This is a genomic window from Cyanobium sp. BA5m-21, from assembly GCF_024346235.1.
GTDB lineage: Bacteria > Cyanobacteriota > Cyanobacteriia > PCC-6307 > Cyanobiaceae > Cyanobium_A > Cyanobium_A usitatum.
The window spans coordinates 12,234-33,772 of sequence record NZ_JAGQCO010000021.1; the positions used below are offsets into that span (position 1 = coordinate 12,234).

Genomic DNA, 21,539 nt, shown 5'->3' on the forward strand with positions numbered 1-21,539 from the left:
CGGGCCGGCGCGGCATGATCCTATCGGTCACCACTCGATGGCCTCTCCTCGGTTTCGGAAACGATGCGTTTTGCCTTCCTCGGGCCGGCCGGCACCTACGGCGAGCAGGCAACCCGGCAACTGGCCGAGTTGGAAGGTGTCGCCAACCCTGAATTGGTGCCTCAGCCAGGTATTCGGGCCGTTGTTCAGGCCCTAGCCCATGGCACCTGTGATGCGGCAGTCGTGCCTGTCGAGAATTCAGTGGAGGGGGGGGTGACGGCCTGCCTGGACGCGCTCTGGGAGCATCCGGATCTCAGCGTCGCCCGGGCCCTGGTGCTGCCGATCCGCCATGCCCTGCTTGGCAGCGGCCCGATTACGGGTGTGAGTGAGGTGTTGTCCCATCCCCAGGCCCTGGCCCAGTGCAGCCAGTGGCTGTCGGAACACCTGCCCCAGGCCCTGCAGTTGCCCACCAGCTCCACGGCGGAGGCGGCCCGCATGGTGGCGGGCAGCCGCTTCCGCGCGGCGATCGCCTCCCAGCAGGCCGGCACGGAGCATGGCCTGCTGGAGCTGGCCTACCCGATCAATGATGTGGCGGGCAACTGCACCCGCTTCCTGTTGCTGCGGCGGGGACCCCGCTCCTCGCAGGGTCCGATGGCAAGCCTCGCCTTCTCCCTGCACTCCAACCAGCCAGGGGCCCTGCTCGAAGCCCTGGGCTGCTTTGCCCAGCGCGGGCTCAACATGGGCCGAATCGAGTCGCGCCCATCAAAGCGGGAGATGGGTGAGTACATATTTTTCGTTGATCTGGAGCTTCCCGATGGATCGACCCCTCTGGAGGCAGCCCTTGCTGAGCTGGCGCCCCTTTGCGAGCACCTAGCCCTATTTGGGGCCTACCCAGTCACCAACCTCGCTTAGGCCTGGCTGGGTTTGCGACCGCGAAAGACGCCAAATTGCATCAGTCCGGTGGCGAAGGACCAACGCATCAGCAGGATCGTGGGTGTTTCGCGTAGGCCTTGCAGAACTGCGGCGGGACCCAGTCCCAGGATGGCGCCGGGCCGGCGTACGCCCTCAAAGATCGATTCGATCCAGGAGGGCAGGGTGGCGCTGGTCCAGTCGCCGGTTTCGATTGTCATGCCACCAGCCTGCTGACTTTGCTCGAGATGCTTTTGCAGTCCGCGGATACTGGCGAATTCAGGGTGGGCCCACTGTTCAAGCAACTGACGCATCACCCAGCGCTCTCGCCGATCCATGGCGCCATCGGTCGGATCGCGCCGGTTCCAGTCAGCTACAGCCAGCAGGCCGCCAGGTTTGAGCACCCGCAACAACTCATCGGCGTAGCGCTGCTTGTCGGGCATATGGGGACAGGCCTCCACACTCCAGACGGCATCAACGCTGGCGTCGGCAATTTCCAGGGCGAGGGCATCCATCACCGCAAAGCGGCAGCTGAGGCCGGCTGGAGTTAGGGCTGTGGCCCGGGCGATCTGGGCCGGGCTGATGCTGATACCCAGGACGTTCAGTCCATAGTCCCTCGCCAGGATGCGGGCGCTGCCGCCAATGCCGCAGCCCACATCCAGCACGGTGGAGCCGCGGGGCAGTTGGTCGAGGCCGCTCCAGCGCGCCAGTTCATGGACGAAGGTTTCTTTGGCAACTCGGAAATCCTGGTGGCGCGACCTGCCGCTACCACTTTGGAGGTAGTAGCCCAGGTGGATATGGTCCCCCCAGAGCCGCTCCAGCAGCTGGTCATTGGTCCAGCGGTCGTAGGCGTCTGCGACGCTTGCAGATGATTCATAACGCCGCCGGCGTTTCAACCAGAGGCGCGCTGATAGGGCGACGGCTAGGCAGCCAAGGGCTCCTGCCCCGATGGCGGCGGCCAGGGGCCAGCTCAGGACGGTCATGGCAGGAGTTATTGGGGCTGGAAGGTGTCTTTGAGCACGGTGCGTGCCGCCAACTGCCTCCTGGTCTGGTCCAGCAGTTCGTATTCCTGGCGCAGGCGCTCGCTGGTGTCAGTGATCTCCAGCAGGGCCTGCTGGTGGTCGGCCACGGGGCCACCTAGGTGGGCTCCGATCCAGAACGACAGCTCCCGGGGCAGGTCGGGCAGGTCGTTGGGCAGGCTGGCCGGTTTGCCAATCAGCTTGCCGGTGAGTTCCACCACATCCCGCAGGGCCTGGCCGACATCGCCCGCTAACGCAGCCAGCTCCGCATGGCTCGTCTCGGGTTCATCCTCAATCCAGCTCACCATTCCCACCCGAAAGGGCGCCTCACGCACGATGTCGAGTACGCGAAAACGCTGTTGCCCCATGGTCACAATGTTGCTGTGGTCGTCGTCCTGGGTCTGGCAGTGCAGGATCTCGGCACAGCAGCCCACATCGGCCATGGTCTGGTTTTGGGGGTCCCAACGCACAACTCCGAAGCGCTGGTCTCCGGCCATCACGGTGCGCAGCAGCATCCGGTAGCGGGGCTCAAAAATATGAAGTGGCAATACTTCCTGGGGGAAGAGCACCACGTCGGGCAAGGGAAACAGCGGCAGCTCCCTTACGGCCAGCTCGCCCATGGCTTTAACAGGAGATGCAAGAGCATCCTAGAAAAAATGCCCCTGCCACGCGTTGGCGTGACAGGGGCCGGCTTCAGTCAGCGACTGCTCAGGCAGGATTACCCGAGATTGGGCTCAGAGCTTGACTTCAATATCAACGCCGCTGGGTAGGTCAAGCTTCATCAGTGCGTCGATGGTCTTTGCCGAAGGGCTGTAGATATCGATGATGCGCCGATGGGTACGGGTTTCGAAGTGCTCGCGGGAGTCTTTGTCGACGTGGGGCGAGCGCAGCACGCAGTAGATCTTGCGCTTGGTTGGCAGCGGAATGGGGCCGATCGCCGTTGCGGCGGTGTGGTCGGCAGTTTCGATGATTTTTTCGCAGGAGAGATCAAGCATCCGGCGATCAAACGCCTTGAGGCGAATGCGGATCTTCTGCTGGGCAATGGCTGTGGACATGTCAGATCAGGCGTCAGGAAGCTCCTGGGCGGAACGCCCGGGTGGCTGGTGGAGCTGGATTGTCGAGGAGCGGCAGGTGGGGTGGAGACCCAAATAGGTCCCACCCCAAAAACCTACCTCAGGATCAGGCGATGATCTTGGAAACCACGCCTGCACCGATGGTGCGGCCGCCTTCGCGGATGGCGAAGCGCATGCCTTGCTCAATGGCAACGGGGCAGATCAGCTCGCCGGTCATCTTGATGCGGTCACCGGGCATCACCATTTCGACGTTGGCGCCGTCGTCAGAGGTGAAGGCCGTGATCTGGCCGGTCACGTCAGTTGTACGGATGTAGAACTGAGGGCGATAGCCAGCAAAGAAGGGGGTGTGGCGGCCGCCTTCTTCCTTCTTCAGCACGTAGACCTCACCTTCGAATTTGGTGTGGGGCTTGATGGAGTTGGGCTTCACCAGCACCATACCGCGCTCGATGTCCTCTTTCTGGATGCCGCGCAGCAGTAGTCCACAGTTGTCGCCAGCCAAACCCTCTTCGAGCAGCTTGCGGAACATTTCCACGCCGGTGACAGTGGTCTCGCGGGTGTCGCGGATGCCGACGATTTGAACGGTTTCGCCAACCTTGACCTTGCCGCGTTCGATACGGCCAGTTGCCACGGTGCCACGACCGGTGATCGAGAAAACGTCCTCGATTGCCATCAGGAAGGGCTTGTCGACTTCGCGCTCGGGCTCAGGAATCGACTCGTCGACGGCGTCCATTAAGTCGAGAATCTTGTCAACCCACTCGTTGGCACCGCGCTCGGCCTTGTTGCCAGCTTGGATATATTCCAGGGCCTTCAGGGCTGAACCTGGCACTACGGGGATGTCATCGCCAGGGAAGTCGTAGCTGCTGAGCAGCTCGCGCATTTCCAGTTCGACAAGCTCGAGGATTTCCTCGTCGTCGACCATGTCCTTCTTGTTCAGGAACACCACTAGGGCGGGAACGCCGACCTGTTTGGCAAGGAGGATGTGCTCCTTGGTCTGGGCCATCGGCCCGTCGGTCGCGGCTACTACCAGGATCGCGCCGTCCATCTGGGCGGCACCGGTGATCATGTTCTTGACGTAGTCAGCGTGGCCGGGGCAGTCCACGTGAGCGTAGTGACGCTTGACGGTCTCGTACTCGACGTGCGCCGTGTTGATAGTGATGCCCCGCTCTTTCTCCTCAGGAGCACCATCGATTTCGTCGTAGGCCTGGGCCTTGGCCATGCCCTGGGACGCCAACACGTTGGTGATGGCAGCCGTGAGGGTGGTTTTGCCGTGGTCAACGTGGCCGATGGTGCCAATGTTGACGTGGGGTTTGTTCCTTTCGAACTTCTCGCGTGCCATGAGTAGAAAGAATCGGGGGGTTAGTGGGTAGAGGAGTGATCAGGAATTGCCCTGATTCTTGGAGATGATGGCCTCAGCCACATTGCGAGGAACTTCCTCGTAATGGCTGAACTCCATCGAGAAAATACCCCGACCCTGGGTCATGGATCGGAGCTGGGTGGCGTAGCCGAACATTTCGGCCAGGGGCACTTTTGTTTGGACTTTGGACTGACCTTTGTCAATGGACTGCCCTTCGACCTGGCCACGACGGGATGAAAGGTCGCCGATGACCGACCCAAGGTAATCCTCGGGGATCTCGACTTCCACCTTCATCATTGGCTCAAGGAGTACGGGATTGCACTTCTTGACGGCGTCTTTGAAGGCCATGGATCCGGCGATTTTAAACGCCATCTCCGAGGAGTCGACGTCGTGGTAGGAACCGTCAACCATAGTTGCCCTGACGTCGATCATGGGGAAACCAGCAATCACACCGGATTGACAGGTCTCCTTCATACCAGCTTCTGCGGGACCGATGTACTCCTTGGGAACGATGCCACCAATAATTTTATTGACGAATTCGAATCCTGTGCCTGGCTCGCCTGGCTCCATTTCGATCACTACGTGGCCGTATTGACCTTTGCCACCAGTCTGACGAGCATATTTCCCTTCCCCTTTGGAGCTGGTGCGAATGGTTTCGCGATAGGACACCTGCGGAGCGCCGATATTTGCTTGAACATTAAATTCGCGCAGCATCCGATCCACCAGGATTTCAAGGTGGAGTTCTCCCATGCCAGCAATAACTGTCTGGCTGGTTTCTGGATCGGTGGAGACCCGGAAAGTGGGGTCTTCTTCTGAAAGTGACTGAAGAGCTTTGGAAAGCTTCTCCATATCACCCTTGGTTTTTGGCTCGACAGCCACCGAGATCACTGGCTCTGGGATGAAGAGCGATTCGAGGATGATCGGGTCAGATTCGATGCAAAGTGTGTCTCCAGTGGTGGTGTCTTTAAGGCCCAAGACTGCTCCAAGATCACCTGCACGGAGCTCGTCCACCTCTTCGCGGTCAATAGCCTTGAGCAGGATCAAGCGGGAAATGCGCTCCTTCTTGTCCTTGGTGGAGTTGAGTACGTAGCTGCCTTTATTGAGTACCCCGGAGTAGATGCGTACAAAAGTAAGCTTGCCGTAGGGGTCAGCCATTACTTTGAAGGCCAACGCACTAAATGGTGCGCTGTCTTCGCAGGAGCGGTTTGCCTCGCTGCCATCTGCCAGTAGGCCAGTGATGGGAGGTAGATCAACTGGTGCTGGTAGGTAGTCAACCACTGCGTCTAGCACCAGCTGAACGCCCTTATTTTTAAAGGCTGAGCCACAAACAATGGGCACTAAGCCATGATGGATGGTGGCTTGGCGGATGCCTTTGACCAGCTGCTCTTCGGTGAGCTCGCCATTTTCCAGGAAGGGATCGATTAAGTCTTCGACGGACTCAGCGACCGTTTCCATCAACTTGAGGCGCCACTTTTTAGCCTCTTCAACCATGTTTTCAGGAATTTCACTCTCAATGATGTCGGTGCCGAGATCATTCGTGTAAATAATCGCCTTGTTGCGCACAAGGTCAATAATTCCCTTCAGATCTCCCTCGGCTCCGATCGGCAGTTGGATCGGGGCAGCATTGGCTTTGAGTCGATCCTTGATTTGCTCGTAGACCTTGAGGAAGTCGGCACCGGTCCGGTCCATCTTGTTGACGAACACGATCCGGGGCACGTTGTAGCGGTCAGCCTGACGCCAAACGGTTTCTGACTGAGGCTGAACGCCACCAACGGCGCAGAAGACAGCGACCACTCCGTCCAGGACCCGCATCGAACGCTCCACCTCGATGGTGAAGTCGACGTGCCCGGGGGTGTCGATGATGTTGATGCGGTTGTCTTTCCAAGTGGTGGAAATGGCAGCTGCGGTGATCGTGATCCCACGCTCCCGCTCCTGCTCCATCCAGTCGGTCACCGCTGCACCGTCGTGGACCTCGCCCATCTTGTGGACAACGCCTGAATAGAACAGAATCCGTTCAGTCGTCGTGGTTTTGCCCGCATCGATGTGGGCGGCAATACCAATATTTCTTACGCGTTCCAGTGGAAAGGCGCGGGCCACGGGGGAGGTCTCCGAAAGGTCAACAAAACGTGAGCATCACTCTACAGACCGGGTCTGTAGAGGCTGAAGTCGCCCTGGGCTTCAGCAGTTTCAGGCAGGATCAGTAGCGGTAGTGGGCGAAAGCCTTGTTGGCTTCAGCCATCTTGTGGGTCTCTTCCCGCTTGCGAACCGCGCTACCGGCTTCGTTGGCTGCATCCATCAGCTCACCGGCCAATTTCTGGGCCATGCTGCGACCGTTGCGGGCGCGGGAGAAATTCACCAGCCAGCGCAGAGCCATGGCTGTACCGCGCTCCTGGCGAACTTCCATCGGCACCTGGTAAGTGGCACCGCCAACCCGGCGGGCACGAACCTCAACCAAAGGGGTGGCATTGCGTACAGCTGTCTCAAACAGCTCCAGGGGATCAGTACCGGTGCGGTCGTTGATCAGGGAGAAGGCATCCGAAAGGATGCGCTGCGCCGTGGACTTTTTGCCGTGCTTCATGAGCCGGGCCACGATCATGGAGGCCAGGCGGCTGTTGAATTGGGGGTCGGGAAGCACTGGGCGCTTCTCGGCGGCATTGCGGCGAGACATGGTCGACCGGAGCGGGGAGAACTAGGGGAAGGGAATGGAGCGGGCATCGGTGACGCCCTTTGCTGAAGTTGCTGCTCAGCGGCTGGTCACGCTGAGCTAGGCGGTTTCAGCTCTTTGGCGTCTTGGCGCCGTACTTGGAACGGGACTGGCGACGGTCCTTGACGCCCGCGGTGTCCAAGGTGCCGCGGATGATGTGATAGCGGACGCCAGGCAGATCCTTGACGCGTCCACCCCGGATCAGAACCACAGAGTGCTCCTGAAGGTTGTGTCCAATGCCGGGGATGTAGGCGGTCACCTCAAAGCCAGAGGTGAGACGCACCCGAGCGACCTTGCGCAGGGCCGAATTCGGCTTCTTGGGGGTGGAGGTGTACACGCGTGTGCACACACCGCGGCGCTCGGGACAAGCGCGTAGGGCGGGCGACTTGGTCTTCCGAGAAAGACTCTGGCGCTCAGTACGGATTAGCTGCTGAATGGTGGGCATCGAGGACCGGGGTCTGGTCGGAGAATATTGGTCGGACGTCCGACCGATTTCGACAATCCGCCACCTTACTGGGTCGCCTGTCGCCCTCCTCCTAAGCGGCTGAATGCAGTGCCGCAGGCGCAACTCACCGTGCCTTCGCCTGGACGTACCAAAAAGCCGCCGCCGCTGATGTCACCCCGGTAGTCCAGGCTCAGGCCGCTCAGCAGGTTCAGTTGCTCTGCTGGCGCATAAAGGGTGATGCCATCGGCGCGAGCAACCGGCGTGCCCGCCAGGTGGCCGGGGCGCAATCGAATCGCCCAGCGCTCACAGCGCCCATCAACTAAATCCAGATGCATCATCCCGGGGGTGCCCGCCACAGCCGCGTGGCGGCCCAGCTCGGCGGCGGCGGCGGCGGTCACGCGCAGGCTGTGCGCCTTGGCCATGGGGGTCTGCATATCTGAACTAATTTTGGCAGCTTTCTCACGGCACTAGGCCGACACCGTTGTGAACTGATCCGGCCACACCCCGACCTTTCACCTGCAGGGAACCCCCCAGCACCAGCCCGGTGGAGCTGCCGCCATCGAGATTTAGGGCATCTTGCAGGCCTAGCTGTTGCAGCAGCGCGGCGGTTTCCCCCAGGGAGGGGCCGCTGTCCTGGATCCCCTCCAGGGTGATCAGCCAAATCTGGCGGTCGTCTCTGGCCAGCACGGTGCGGGGTGCTCCTTGGCTGAGGAAGGCGGAACTGAAGTTTTCGGCGGCGCCATTGAGCACGATGCGGCCTGCCTGCAACAGCAATGGCCCCCCGCCAATCACGTGTGTTGCGAGGCCGAGGTTGCTGCTGGGGCGGCTTTCGATCTGGAGCCGATCGCCTAAGCCCCAGGGCAGCTCCGCTCCGCCCCTTCCCACCAGCAGCAGGTCATCGCCCCGTAGCGCCACACCCGCATCCAATTCGGAGGGGCCAAGCTGCTTTCGCACCAGGCCCCCTTGGATTAACAAGCCAGTCTCAGAGCCACTCAGGGCTCGGTAGTTGGGCCCCCAGTCGGCGGTATAGCGGCTGATACCTCGCTGCACGTAGCCACTGTTGACAACGGCGACCGGTAGACGCAGAGCTCCGGGGCCCACAACCCACTCTGAAAGCTGTAGCCGGCCAAAGCGGGGCATGGTTCGCCCGTCCCAGGCGGCGACTCCCCGGTTCAAAATTGGTCCGGAAAGCCAGCGGCCGTCTTGTTTTAGAGCTCCCAAGGGCAGGCGCCTTACCCGGTTGAAGTAACCCCCATTGATCGCTACCCAGGCCTGCTGCTGGTTGGCGAGCTGCACCAGGGAGCTGAGGCCCTCCATGCCTCCAGGTCTGGCCAGGGGCCGCAGCTGCAGTGAGGCCTTAAGTGGATCAATGCGGATCGCATTGATGCGCACCCCCTGGCGCACCAGGCGATCCCACTGAAGTTCTTTGCCAAGTAGGGCCTGCAGGCGCGGATCGATCGGGGCTGGACTGTCAGTGCGGCTAGCGGCCCCCTGATCCAGCCACTCGATCACCACCCGGTTGGGTTCGCCCAGGCTGAATACCCGCGTCAATTTGGCTGCGGAGGGTTTGAGCCTCAGCCCAGCGCTGTCCTGCCGGGCCTGGAGGCCCAGGCTCCCCAGCAGGGTTTGTTGGTCACTGCGGCTGAGCAGGTCAACCACCAGTCCGGCGTCGTCTCTACCAATGGCCGCCGGGCCACCCAGGTCGAGCACGATGCGCTTGACGGGGCCAGGGTTTGAGCTGCGCACCTGGAGCAGCTGGGGCCTGGCCAGCTCCAGGCTGAGCAGGCTGCCCTCGTGGCGTAGGCCCACGCCGACGCGGCCAAACAGGCTGCTCACGTCTACCGCTACTTCGTCTTCGAGGCTGCGCTGGGCGCTGGCGGGCACCTTGAGTTCCTGGCCAAACCACTCCAGCTCCAGAGCGCCATCGCTGCGGCTGCGGCTGGTGACTCCGAGCTGGTTCTCGAGCACCTCTAGGGGGATCCACAGTTGTTGGGGCGTGTCGCCCAAGCCCCTAACCCAGAGCCAGCGGGCGCTCTGGAGCCGGCCATTAATGCGGATACTGCTGCCCTGGCGCTCAGTTGTGGCGGCCGCACCGATTGGAACAAGAGGCGGCGGCGGTGGCGGCGTAATCGGCATGGCCTGGCCAACCCCTGGCAGGCACAGAACTAGGAGCCAGCCAGCCAGGAATGCAGTAGAGGCCATGGGCCAGCCTGGCCGACAGCCTTGAAAGCTAGCCCTCTTTAAGGGTTTGGGCGCACTGCTTTGAGGATGTGCATCCCTAGGATCAGCTGCTCTGCTGCTGCCAGCACCTGTGGGTGTTAGCGGCGCTGCCCTGACAGATCAACTGCCGGACCGTCTCGGGTTATGCCTCACTTCTCTCGCCCTGTTTGGCCCCATTGCGATAGCGCTGCGCCGACCGCTGTCGCTGGCGAAAAGGACGCCTGTGGTGTGGGCTTTCTGGCCAATCTTCAGGGCGAAGCCAGCCACTGGGTGCTGCAGCAGGCCCTGCGCGGCCTTGACTGCATGGAGCACCGCGGCGGTTGCGGTGGCGATGGTGATTCCGGCGATGGGGCCGGGGTGCTCTGCGGCATCCCCTGGAGCTATTTAGAAGAGGTATGGCCTGAGGCGGCGGCAGCGAAGGGAGCGGCTCGCGGGCTGGGCATGGTTTTCCTGCCAGCCGATGCTGCAAAGCGCGAGCAGGCAAAACTTTTCTGTGAAGATGAGGCCGCCAAGCTGGGCTTGGGCAGCCTGGGATGGCGTGCAGTCCCTCTGGATGCATCTGTTCTCGGCTCCCTGGCCCGCCAGACCGCTCCTGCCATTGAGCAGTGGCTAATTGCCGCAGACCAAGCCGGTGACGATCTGGAAGCGTTGCTATTCAGGCTGCGCCGCCGTTGCGGCGATCGGGCCCGCGCCGTTTGGGGGCCAGGGCCTGGTGAGCTCTATTTCGCTTCCCTGAGCAGCCGAACTGTTGTCTACAAGGGCATGGTGCGCTCAGCGGTGCTGTCTGCTTTCTATGGCGACTTGCGCGATGCACGCTTTGCCGTGAGCTTTGCGGTGTATCACCGCCGTTTCAGCACCAACACCCTGCCCCGCTGGCCCCTAGCCCAGCCCATGCGGCTGCTGGGTCACAACGGCGAGATCAATACTTTGTTGGGCAACCTCAACTGGGCAAGGGCTTCGGAAGCAAATCTCGATGCGGTCTGGGGGGAGGCGGCTGCAGAACTGAAGCCAGTGGTGAACCCCGCCTTCAGCGATTCCGCCAACCTCGACGCCACCCTTGAGCTGCTGGTGCGCAGCGGCCGGCCGATCACCGAGAGCCTGCTCACCCTGGTGCCAGAAGCTTTCCGCGACCAGCCCGAGCTGGCAGATAAGCCCGATATCCAGTCGTTTTACGAGTATTCCGCCTGCACCCAGGAGCCCTGGGATGGTCCGGCCCTGCTGGTGTTCGCCGATGGCCGCTGCGTGGGAGCCACCCTCGATCGCAACGGCCTGCGCCCCGCCCGCTACTGCATCACCAGCGACGGTTTTGTGGTGATGGGCTCAGAAACCGGTGTGGTCGAGCTTGAGGAGAGCCGGATCATCGAAAAGGGTCGCCTCGGCCCTGGCCAGATGCTGGCGGTGGATCTGGAGCAGGGCCGCCTGCTGCGCAATTGGGAGGTGAAGGCCGAGGCTGCCGCCCGCCATCCCTACGGTGACTGGTTGGCGCAGCATCGTCGCAACCTCGTTCCCCAGCCCTGGACCAAGGAGCGTCAGCTGGGAGATCTGGAGCTGCTGCAACAGCAAACGGCCTTTGGCTTCACCGCCGAAGACTTCGAGCTGGTGATCGAGGACATGGCCGGCGCGGCTAAAGAGCCCACCTATTGCATGGGCGACGACATTCCCTTGGCGGTGCTTTCAGACAAGCCCCACCTCCTCTACGACTACTTCAAGCAGCGCTTCGCCCAGGTCACCAACCCGCCGATCGATCCCCTGCGGGAAAAGCTGGTGATGAGCCTGGAGATGCATCTGGGCAGGCGGGGCTCGCCGCTGCGCCCCGAAGCTGCCTCGGCGGCGGTGCTGCACCTGGCCAGTCCGATCCTCAATGAGGCGGAGCTTGCGGAGGTTGGCCGGCAGGGCCTGCCCACCACCACCCTTTCCACGCTGATGGCCGTCACCGACGGCCCCGGAGGTCTCGAGCTTGCGGTTCAGCGCCTGCGCAGCTCTGCCGAGGCGGCCGTGCGCGCCGGCAGCCAGATCCTGGTGCTGAGCGATCGGGGCGGCGAGGCTGGTGGGATCAATGCCACCACGGCCACCATTCCACCGCTGCTGGCTGTGGGCGCGGTGCATCACCACCTGCTCAACCTGGGCTTGCGCCTGCAGGCTTCCCTGGTGGTGGAAACGGCCCAGTGCTGGAGCACTCACCACCTGGCCTGCCTGATCGGTTATGGCGCCAGTGCCGTTTGCCCCTGGCTTACCTGGGAAACCAGCCGCCACTGGCTAGCCCACCCCCGGGTGCAGAAGCTGATCGAAACCGGCAAGTTGCCGGCGCTCAGCCCCGATCAGGTGCAGGCAAATGTGCGCAAGGCCCTAGAAGACGGCCTGCGCAAGATTCTCTCCAAGATCGGCATTTCCCTGCTGGCCAGCTATCACGGCGCCCAGATCTTCGAAGCCATCGGCCTTGGCGCCGATCTGATCCAGCTTGCCTTCAGTGGCACCACCAGCCGGGTGGCTGGCCTCAGCTTGGGCGAGCTGGCCAGCGAAACCCTCAGCTTCCATGCCAAGGCCTTCCCCGAGCTCCACCGCACCAAGCTCGAGTTCATGGGCTTCGTGCAGTACCGCACTGGCGGCGAGTATCACCTCAATAGCCCGGAGATGGCCAAAGCCCTGCATGCCGCCGTCAAGGCGGGCCCCGGCTACGACCACTTCTCCACTTACAAAACCCTGCTGGAGCACCGGCCAGTCACGGCCCTGAGGGACCTGCTGGAACTCAAGCCCGCTCTCGCCCCGCTGCCGATCGAGCAGGTGGAGAGCGTGGAGAGCATCTGCAGTCGCTTTTGCACCGGCGGCATGAGCTTGGGGGCCCTCTCGCGCGAGGCCCACGAGGTGTTAGCCATCGCCATGAACCGCATCGGCGGCAAGAGCAACAGCGGTGAGGGCGGCGAGGATCCGGCCCGCTTCGGGTTGCTCAGCGATGTGGACGGCGACGGTCATTCGCCGACCTTGCCCAGCCTCAATGGCCTGCGCAACGGTGATACCGCCTGCTCCGCCATTAAGCAGATCGCCTCAGGGCGCTTCGGTGTGACCCCCGAATATCTGCGCAGTGGCCGCCAGCTGGAGATCAAGGTGGCCCAGGGGGCCAAGCCGGGTGAGGGCGGCCAGCTGCCTGGTCCGAAGGTTGATCCCTACATCGCCTGGCTGCGCAACAGCAAGGCCGGTGTGGCCCTGATTTCGCCGCCTCCCCATCACGACATCTATTCAATCGAGGATCTGGCCCAACTGATCCACGACCTGCACCAGGTGCACCCCGCCGCCAAGGTGAGCGTGAAGCTGGTGGCCGAGATCGGCATCGGCACCATCGCTGCTGGTGTGGCCAAGGCCAACGCCGATGTGATTCAGATCTCCGGCCACGACGGTGGCACGGGCGCTTCACCGCTCAGCTCGATCAAACATGCCGGCAGCCCCTGGGAGCTAGGCCTCACTGAGGTGCACCGGTCGCTGCTGGAGAACGGCTTGCGCCATCGGGTGCTGCTGCGGGCCGATGGCGGCCTCAAAACCGGCTGGGACGTGATCATCGCCGCCCTGCTGGGCGCTGAGGAATACGGCTTCGGCTCGGTGGCGATGATTGCCGAAGGCTGCATCATGGCCCGCGTTTGCCACACCAATAACTGCCCGGTGGGCGTGGCTACCCAGAAAGAAAACCTGCGCAAGCGCTTCCCCGGCGTGCCCGAGCACGTGGTGAATTTCTTCCTGTTTGTTGCCGAGGAGGTGCGTCAGCTGCTGAGCGTGCTTGGCGTGGCCCGGCTCGAAGAGCTCATCGGCCGCAGTGAATTGCTGCAGCCCCGGGCCGTGGCTCTCGCCAAAACCAGCGCCCTTGATCTCTCTTGCCTGATTGACCCGATCCCCGCCGTTGCTGATCGCAGCTGGCTTCTGCACGACGCCCAGGCCCATGGCAATGGACAAATCCTGGAAGATCAGCTGCTGGCCGATGCTGAGGTGCTGGCGGCTATCGAGGGCCACGGCCGCGTGGCCCGCACCCTGGCGATTGTGAACACAGATCGCAGCGTGGGCGCCCGCCTCTCCGGTGAGATTGCCGCTCGCCACGGCAACAAGGGCTTCGGTGGCCAGCTCGACCTCACCTATGAGGGGGCAGCCGGCCAGAGCTTCGGGGCCTTCGTGCTCCAGGGCATGAACGTGCGCCTGGTGGGTGAAGCCAACGACTATGTGGGCAAGGGCCTCAATGGCGGACGCCTCACCGTGGTGCCCCCTGCCGGCGTCAACGACCCTGGTAACCAGGTGATCCTGGGCAACACCTGTCTCTATGGCGCCACAGGTGGAGAGCTCTTCGCCCTAGGCCGCGCCGGTGAGCGCTTTGGCGTGCGCAACAGCGGGGCCAAAACCGTGGTGGAGGGCGCCGGCGACCACTGCTGCGAATACATGACCGGTGGGGTGGTGGTGGTGCTGGGCAGCACCGGTCGCAACGTTGCCGCCGGCATGACCGGTGGTGTGGCCTTCATCCTTGATGAGAGCGGCGGCTTGGCGGAGCGGGTGAACCCGGAGATAGTGGCCATCGCTGAGCTCACAACCCCCGAGCAGGAGGCCCTGATCAAGCCCCTGCTGCAGGCCCATCTCGACGCCACCGGCAGCGCCATGGCCGCCGCCATACTGGCCGATTGGTCCACCTGGAAGGCCCAGTTCAAGCTGCTGGTTCCCCCCAGCGAGAAGACCACCGTGGGCCTGGCGGAACGGGAGGCTGCGCTGGCTTAGCGCGGATACTCCCGCATCAGCCGCTGCACCTCGCCGGCGTGATAGCTGCTGCGGGTGAGCGGGCTGCTTACCACCTGCAGGAAGCCGAGCTCCTGCTCACCGTGCTGCTTGAACGCCGCAAATTGCTCTGGGGTCACGAAGCGATCCACTGGCAGATGTTTGGGGCCTGGCGAGAGGTACTGGCCGATGGTGACGATGTCCACCTGGTGGCGGCGTAGATCGGCCATCACCTCTTTCACCTCAACGTCGCTCTCACCCAAGCCCGTCATCAGGCCGGATTTGGTGTAAGTGCGCGGCCAGCCCTCGCGCACCCTCTCCAGCAGCTCCAGGGAGCGCTCGTAGATGCCCTGGGGCCTGGCTTTTTTGTAAAGCCTGGGCACGGTTTCGATGTTGTGGTTGAGCACCTCAGGGGCGCCTTCCATCACGGTGGCCAGGGCATCCCAGTTGCCGCAGAAATCGGGGATCAGCAGCTCGATCGTGGTGAATGGTGAGCGCTGGCGCACTTGCTCAATGCAGGCCACAAACTGGCTGGCGCCGCCATCGGCCAGGTCATCGCGGTTCACCGAGGTGATCACCACGTGGCTCAGGCCCAGGCGTGCCACCGCTTCCCCCAGCCGTTCAGGTTCGCTGGGGTCGAGCTCCCGCACGCTCTTGTCGAAGTCGATGTCGCAGTAGGGGCAGGCGCGGGTGCAGCCCGGCCCCATGATCAAGAAGGTGGCCGTGCCGCCGGCAAAGCACTCGCCGATGTTGGGGCAGCTGGCCTCCTGGCAGACGGTGTTGAGCTTGAGATCCTGCAGCAGGTCTGCCACCTCGCCGATGCGCTCCCGCTGGGGGGCCTTGACGCGCAGCCAGTCGGGTTTGAGCAAGGCGCCAGTAGGGCCCCGGGGGGCCAGAAGAAGGGCTAGATCCAACTTTAGGAAGCCACCGGCAGGTCAAGGCCTACAGCCGAGTTGATCCCCTAAACTCCCCTCATCGGGATGTGGCGCAGCTTGGTAGCGCACTTCGTTCGGGACGAAGGGGCCGCAGGTTCGAATCCTGTCATCCCGATTTTTTCAGCTGAGTTCGGCTCCTGGGTAACCCCTGGGGGTCACCAAGCGTCCGTCTTTGGCATAGCTGCTGCTATTGCCAATCAGCACCAGGGTAAGCATGTCCACTTGCTCCACCGGTAATTCGCCCAGGCTGTGCAGGCTGACGGCTTCATTGGCTCGCCCTAGTTGGCGGGCCAGGGCTACCGGTGTTGAGGCCGGCCGGCCCTCCAGCAGCAGCTCTCTGGCTCTGGCCAGTTGCCAGTCGCGGCCCAGGGAGCGGGGGTTGTAGAGGGCTACTACAAAGTCCCCCGCAGCCGCTGCTTGCAGCCGCTTTTCGATCACTTCCCAAGGGGTGAGTCGGTCGCTGAGGCTGATGGTGCAGAAATCGTGCATCAAGGGAGCTCCGGCCTTGGCAGCGGCGAGTTGCAGGGCCGAGATGCCCGGATGCACGCTGAAGCTGGGCCGGACATCGGCTGGGCTGGCCAGCCAAAGCTCCAAGGCCAGGCCGGCCATGGCGTAGATGCCGCTGTCGCCAGAAGAGACCAGGGCCACATTCAGCCCCTGGCTCGCTAGCTCCAGAGCCAGGGCGCAGCGGGCCCGCTCCTCGGTGAGTTGGCCGTTCCAGCGCAGCTGATCAGGTCGTCGCAGCGGTTCAAGCAGGTCGAGGTAGAGGCCGTAGCCCACCCACACCGTGGCTTCCGCCAGGGCGCGGCGCGCATCCGCAGTGAGCAGCTCCAGGCTGCCCGGGCCACTGCCCACCAGGTGCAGCTGGCCCCGCTCGGGAGCCCATTGACTCTCGGCCAGAGCCACCGCCAGGGTGGCTGCCCCGAGCTCGCCTGGGTTGGCATGCTCGATGCGCTTGGTTTGCAGCAATTGGGCTGCGGGGCCAGCTGCCAGCAGGGCTGCGGCCTCGGCCACGCTGGCGGTGCCCATCTCCTTGGCCACCGCTGCCGATGGGGTGGGCACCGGCACTGCCGCTAGGGAATCGGCCCCAAACCAGCGCACTGGCCAGCCTTGTTTAGCCGCTAGGGCAAGCAGGGCCGGTTCATCGGCCTTGCGGTCGATGCTCGCTAAACCAGCTACGGATTCAGGTGCCAATTGCTGGTCGCCCAGGGTCTGTTCCAGCAAGCGCTCCAGCAGGCTCAGGCTGGTGTTGCGTTCACAGCCCATACCTAGCCACAGGCTCGGCGGATGCCAGCGGCAGCCAGCTCCGGTGTGGATATCTACGACCAGATCTGCCTCTGGGTTCTCGCCAGAGCCACCAGCTCGCTCCAGTAGGCAGGTGGCGGCTTCGAGCTCTAGCCAGCGGCGGCTGCCGTGGTGAGCTTCCAGCCGCAGCGGTTGATCCAGATGGGCTGCCTTACGCATCAGGGCGCTCCAATCGCCCTGCCCCCGCTGCCAACCCCAGTCTTTGCCGAAGCTGTCGAGGCTCAGTAAGCCTGCTGCAGCCGTTGCCCCGGTGAGCACAGCCTGGCCGCCTAGGCAGGCGGCAACCTGGTGGCTCAGTCGCTCGGCCCCGGCCGCGTGCCCCCCCAGCAGGGGAATGGCGAAGCGACCCTGTGGATCCACCACCACCACGGCGGGATCGCGCTCTTTATTCACGAGCAGCGGCGCAATCAGCCTGGTCACCAGGCCACAGGCACCAACGATCACAAAGCCGCTGGCCGTTGACCACTGTTCAACTAAGCAGTCCCCTGCGGTGATCTGGTCGTCAGTTCCCACCTGGGAGTCGATCAGGCCGGCCTGAAGGAGCTGGTCCAGCACGGGGGCGCTGGCAGGGCTGAAGCCCAGGCCCCAGCGGCGGGCGCGCGGCGCGGCCTGCTCGGGGCGGTTGTTTGGTGAATTCACGTACCTAGCTTCTGACGCAGCCCGGCCAGGGGACCCGGCGCCTTGGGCTTGAGCAGGGAACCATCTGGATTCAGCTGGCTGCGGGCCGATCCCCCCAGGTTGGTGGAGGTGCTGAGCCGATCAGTGGGGGCCCTAGGGGCGGGGGCAGTAGAGGTGGGGGCCGGAGTAGGGGCGGGGATCGCTTGTGGGGGCATTACAGGTGCGGACTCTGCTTGTGGAGCATCTTGCTGAGAAGGTTCGGTTAACTCAGCTTCAACAGTGGGCTCCAGCTCAGGCAGTTGTGCTGGGTCAGGTAGTTGTTCTGGGTCAAGTTGTTCTGGTTCCGGCAGGGGTTCCGTTTCCGGCGAAGCCTCGGGCTCAAGTGGGGGTTGGGGCTCAGTTACGGGCAACGGTTCAGCCACGGTTTGGGGCTCGCTGGCCGTCGGCGGATTGATTTCTATGGCTGCTACTGGTTCTTCTGGGACTGGTTCAGGTTCAGGTTCTGGTTCTGGAGCCGCCGGCGTTGCAGGCTCCTCTCCCAGCAGCTGGGCTAACTCGCTTGCATCCAGGCGCCCCCGCTGCCAACTGGGCGTGGGCCAGGAACTATTAATTGTCACCTCGCTCACCAAGGTGTTGAAAGGGGGGTTGAGGGGGGCGCCGCTGCCATCAACCAGCTCCATCAGCACACTGTTGCTGCCGCTGTGCCAGCCCTTGAGCCACAGTGGCGAGTTCTGATCTACCAAAAAACTGTCCCCGTTGACCGTCACCCGCAGGCGCCAGCTGCCGTCGTTGTCGCGCAGGCCCTGAAGGGGAGCGTCTATTGACAGCCAGTCGAGGAGCACAGGTTCGCGACCGGCCAGATCTGCTGTGCTTACGCCGATCAACTGGGGTGTGCCCAGCTGGGGAGTGGCCAGGGGATTGGCGGCCACCCGGTTCACCCGCACCTGGTCCCAGGCGCCTGGACTTTTCACCACTTCCCCCCAGGGTTTGGCCGCATAGGCGGTAAGGCGATGGCTGCCCGGGCCCAGGGGCGGTAGTTCGGCGTCCAGACGAGTTGGGAATTGCCCAGAGAGTGAGGTGGTGAGGCGTTGGGGCGGTAGGTCATCAACTTGCACCACGAGGTGAGGCCCCAGCCCGAGCACTCCCGCATCAACTAAGGGCCAATCACGAACCTGCACTTGCAACTTGACCGGCCCGCCAGGCAGATCGCTTCCATCGCGAGGGATCTGGATCGATACCTGGGGCTGGCGTTCGGCCAGGGCCGCTTGAACTTGTTGTACGGCGGCAGGTGGCGCGACTTCCTGCAATAGGCCACTTGGCCCCTGGACTGGAAGAGGCGCTGGGGCTGGGCCGCTGCTGCGGCTAGCCGCTACTCGGTTGCAGCCAGCCAACAACATCAACGCTGCCACTAGCAGGACCGCTAGCAATCTCTGCCGCCATCGCACGGGGCGACCCGGGAGAGCTGGATGGGTTGCGCTGCCTGCGCCCACGCTGGGTTGCTCAGCTTGTAGTGGAAGCATTCTGCTGGCCGATGCCACCCCGGGGGAAACGGATGCGGCAGGCGGCTGTTTTTGATGCTCTCTAAGTAATAAAAAACTGCCCACAAGATGGTTGAAATTGATGATTCTTTCTGTTCTGTAAAGCCCTGTGCTGGCCTGGGAAGCGCCGGGATTGAACCTTTGTAACTGCAGGCCAAAACCTCTCGGAAACGACCCCTATACTTCGGCGAGCGGTCCCCTAATTGGGGCCCAAAGCCCCAGTTGTGGTAAGTGGTTTCGCGTTTTCGCGGCCCCCCTTCCCGGCTGGTGCCCATGAACGCTTGGAGGCCTCGGTCGCCGGTCGTTCATGGGGCCCAACGGCAGGCTCTCCGGCCTGCTGCAGGGGTGGACCCACCACCTCGATCCCGTCCCTCGAGGAACGTCTCGATGACCATCAGCCCACCAGAGCGTGGGGAAAAGGCGAAGGCCATGGTCGACCGGAACCCAGTTCCGGCCACCTTCGAACTGTTCGGCAAGCCCGGCCATTTCGATCGCAGCCTTGCCAAAGGTCCCAAAACCACCACCTGGGTTTGGAACCTCCACGCCAATGCTCACGATTTCGACAGTCACACGAGTGACCTTGAAGAGGTCTCTCGCAAGATCTTTTCAGCTCACTTCGGCCATTTGGCCGTCATCTTTATCTGGCTGAGTGGCGCCTTCTTCCATGGAGCGCGCTTCTCCAACTACACCGGTTGGTTGACCGATCCCCTGCACGTCAAGCCTTCGGCGCAGGTGGTGTGGCCCATTTTCGGCCAGGAAATTCTCAATGGAGACATGGGTGCCGGGTTCCACGGCATTCAGATCACCTCCGGCCTCTTCCATGTGTGGAGGGCCTGGGGCATCACCAATGAAACCCAGCTGATGGCCCTGGCCATCGGTGCTTTGGTGATGGCCGGCTTGATGCTCAATGCCGGCGTCTTCCATTACCACAAGGCGGCTCCCAAGCTCGAGTGGTTCCAGAACGTTGAGTCGATGCTCAACCACCATCTGGCCGGCCTGCTCGGTCTGGGATCTCTCTCCTGGACAGGACACCTGCTGCATGTGTCCCTGCCCACCACCGCGCTGATGGACGCCATCGACGCCGGCCAGCCGCTGGCGCTCAATGGCAAAACCATCGCCACTTACGCCGACATTCCCCTGCCCCACGAGTTCCTGAACCAGGACGTGATCGCCCAGATATTCCCCGGTTTCGGGGCTGGCGTTTCAGCCTTCTTCACGGGCAACTGGGCCGCTTACAGCGATTTCCTCACCTTTAAAGGTGGGTTGAATCCTGTGACCGGCAGCCTCTGGATGACCGACATCGCCCATCACCACTTGGCGATCGCGGTGTTGTTCATCGTGGCTGGCCACATGTATCGCACCAACTGGGGCATTGGTCACAGCATCAAGGAGATTCTCCAGGGCCAGAAGGGCGATCCCCTGCTGTTCCCCGCTCCCAATGGTCATGACGGACTCTTTGAGTTCATGACCACCAGCTGGCACGCCCAACTGGCTGTGAACCTGGCGATGCTCGGCTCGCTGAGCATCATCGTGGCCCAGCACATGTATGCGATGCCTCCCTATCCCTATATAGGGATTGATTACCCCACCCAGCTGTCGATCTTCACCCATCACATGTGGATCGGTGGTTTCTTAGTTGTGGGTGCTGGAGCGCACGCCTCTATCGCAATGATTCGCGATTACGACCCCGCCAAGCACGTCGATAACGTGCTGGACCGGGTGCTTAAAGCTCGTGATGCCCTGATCAGCCACCTCAACTGGGTGTGCATCTGGCTTGGCTTCCACAGCTTTGGCCTTTATATCCACAACGACACCATGCGTGCCTTGGGGCGTCCCCAAGACATGTTCAGCGACTCCGCCATTGCCTTGAAGCCTGTCTTCGCGCAGTGGATTCAGGGTCTTCACGCTGCCGCTGCAGGTAGTACTGCGCCCAACGCCCTAGCTGGTGTGAGCGAAGTGTTCAACGGCACCGTTGTAGCGGTGGGCGGCAAGGTGGCCGCCGGTCCGATTCCTTTGGGAACGGCCGACTTCATGGTCCACCACATCCACGCCTTCACGATCCACGTCACCGTGCTGATCCTGTTGAAGGGTGTGTTGTATGCGCGTAGCTCCCGCCTAGTCCCTGATAAGGCGAATCTGGGCTTCCGCTTCCCCTGCGACGGCCCTGGCCGTGGCGGTACCTGCCAGGTGTCGGCTTGGGACCATGTGTTCCTTGGCCTGTTCTGGATGTACAACTCCCTGTCGATCGTCATTTTCCACTTCTCCTGGAAGATGCAGAGCGACGTGTGGGGCACCGTCAACGCTGATGGCAGCGTCCAGCACATCACCAACGGCAACTTTGCCCAAAGCGCCATCACCATTAATGGTTGGCTGCGGGACTTCCTCTGGGCTCAAGCCGCACAGGTGATCAACAGCTACGGCTCGAGTTCCAGTGCTTATGGCTTGATGTTCCTTGGAGCCCACTTCATCTGGGCCTTCAGCCTGATGTTCCTGTTCAGTGGCCGCGGCTACTGGCAAGAGCTGATCGAGTCCATCGTCTGGGCTCATAACAAGCTGAGGGTTGCACCCGCCATCCAACCGCGGGCGCTTTCCATTACCCAGGGCCGTGCTGTCGGTGTCGCTCACTATTTGCTGGGCGGTATTGCAACAACCTGGGCATTCTTCCTGGCCCGCATCGTCGCGGTCGGCTGACCTTTTCTG

15 protein-coding genes and 1 tRNA gene are annotated in these 21,539 nt (G+C 62.7%); 4 read left to right on the forward strand and 12 right to left on the reverse strand.

From position 1 onward, the window contains the following. The first annotated feature begins 63 nt into the window (after positions 1-63). Complete coding sequence (gene pheA / locus KBY72_RS08055) at positions 64-891, forward strand: prephenate dehydratase (RefSeq protein ID WP_254960531.1); 828 nt, start codon at positions 64-66, stop codon at positions 889-891. Here pheA and KBY72_RS08060 read toward each other — a convergent pair. From KBY72_RS08060 to KBY72_RS08100, 9 genes are all read right to left on the reverse strand, one after another. Beyond that, a complete protein-coding gene (locus tag KBY72_RS08060) occupies positions 888-1,871 on the reverse strand; it encodes a methyltransferase domain-containing protein (protein ID WP_254960530.1) in 984 nt (327 codons plus the stop codon). The genes pheA and KBY72_RS08060 overlap by 4 nt on opposite strands. Before the next feature lie 8 nt (positions 1,872-1,879). Continuing rightward, positions 1,880-2,527 (reverse strand): LON peptidase substrate-binding domain-containing protein, encoded by a 648-nt coding sequence (locus KBY72_RS08065; protein ID WP_106632421.1) that lies wholly within the window; start codon positions 2,525-2,527, stop codon positions 1,880-1,882. A 114-nt stretch (positions 2,528-2,641) separates the two neighbouring features. Then, positions 2,642-2,962, reverse strand: coding sequence for a 30S ribosomal protein S10 (gene rpsJ, locus KBY72_RS08070; protein WP_006910513.1), 321 nt, complete (start codon positions 2,960-2,962; stop codon positions 2,642-2,644). 124 nt (positions 2,963-3,086) lie between these two features. After that, positions 3,087-4,316 carry an elongation factor Tu gene (gene tuf, locus KBY72_RS08075; protein WP_254960529.1) on the reverse strand — a complete coding sequence of 410 codons (1,230 nt, stop codon included), beginning with the start codon at positions 4,314-4,316 and terminating at the stop codon, positions 3,087-3,089. Positions 4,317-4,355: 39 nt separating this feature from the next. Next, positions 4,356-6,431, reverse strand: coding sequence for an elongation factor G (fusA, locus tag KBY72_RS08080; protein ID WP_254960528.1), 2,076 nt, complete (start codon positions 6,429-6,431; stop codon positions 4,356-4,358). 100 nt (positions 6,432-6,531) lie between these two features. Then, entirely contained in the window at positions 6,532-7,002 is a 471-nt protein-coding gene (gene rpsG, locus KBY72_RS08085) for a 30S ribosomal protein S7 (RefSeq protein ID WP_106632418.1), read from the reverse strand. A 106-nt stretch (positions 7,003-7,108) separates the two neighbouring features. Then, positions 7,109-7,483 (reverse strand): 30S ribosomal protein S12, encoded by a 375-nt coding sequence (gene rpsL, locus KBY72_RS08090; RefSeq protein WP_106632417.1) that lies wholly within the window; start codon positions 7,481-7,483, stop codon positions 7,109-7,111. Between the two features lie 65 nt (positions 7,484-7,548). After that, the gene (locus tag KBY72_RS08095; RefSeq protein ID WP_254941763.1) at positions 7,549-7,905 is read right to left on the reverse strand and encodes an AIR synthase; all 357 of its coding nucleotides are present in this window, start codon (positions 7,903-7,905) and stop codon (positions 7,549-7,551) included. A gap of 37 nt (positions 7,906-7,942) precedes the next feature. Next, on the reverse strand, positions 7,943-9,685 hold the full coding sequence (locus KBY72_RS08100) for a phosphodiester glycosidase family protein (protein ID WP_254960527.1): 1,743 nt from the start codon (positions 9,683-9,685) through the stop codon (positions 7,943-7,945). Between the two features lie 162 nt (positions 9,686-9,847). On the opposite strand from KBY72_RS08100, the gene KBY72_RS08105 reads away from it, so the two are divergent. Continuing rightward, a complete protein-coding gene (locus tag KBY72_RS08105; protein WP_254960526.1) occupies positions 9,848-14,446 on the forward strand; it encodes a glutamate synthase-related protein in 4,599 nt (1,532 codons plus the stop codon). Here KBY72_RS08105 and lipA read toward each other — a convergent pair. Then, on the reverse strand, positions 14,443-15,312 hold the full coding sequence (gene lipA, locus KBY72_RS08110) for a lipoyl synthase (RefSeq protein WP_254960525.1): 870 nt from the start codon (positions 15,310-15,312) through the stop codon (positions 14,443-14,445). The two genes, KBY72_RS08105 and lipA, sit on opposite strands and share 4 nt — an antisense overlap. Positions 15,313-15,419: 107 nt before the next feature. Between lipA and KBY72_RS08115 the strand changes: the two genes are divergently transcribed. Further along, positions 15,420-15,493, forward strand: a tRNA-Pro gene (locus KBY72_RS08115). 5 nt (positions 15,494-15,498) lie between these two features. Here KBY72_RS08115 and cobJ read toward each other — a convergent pair. Together cobJ and KBY72_RS08125 are read right to left on the reverse strand one after the other, a co-directional pair. Continuing rightward, positions 15,499-17,322, reverse strand: a complete 1,824-nt coding sequence (gene cobJ / locus KBY72_RS08120) for a precorrin-3B C(17)-methyltransferase (RefSeq protein WP_254960524.1) — start codon at positions 17,320-17,322, stop codon at positions 15,499-15,501. Continuing rightward, positions 17,319-18,791: a hypothetical protein gene (locus KBY72_RS08125; protein ID WP_254993355.1), complete on the reverse strand. Its 1,473-nt coding sequence runs from the start codon at positions 18,789-18,791 to the stop codon at positions 17,319-17,321. The genes cobJ and KBY72_RS08125 overlap by 4 nt, the downstream gene beginning before the upstream one ends. A gap of 435 nt (positions 18,792-19,226) precedes the next feature. Here KBY72_RS08125 and psaA point away from each other — a divergent pair, with 435 nt between their 5' ends. Further along, positions 19,227-21,530: a photosystem I core protein PsaA gene (psaA, locus tag KBY72_RS08130; RefSeq protein ID WP_254960522.1), complete on the forward strand. Its 2,304-nt coding sequence runs from the start codon at positions 19,227-19,229 to the stop codon at positions 21,528-21,530. The last annotated feature ends 9 nt before the right edge of the window (positions 21,531-21,539 follow it).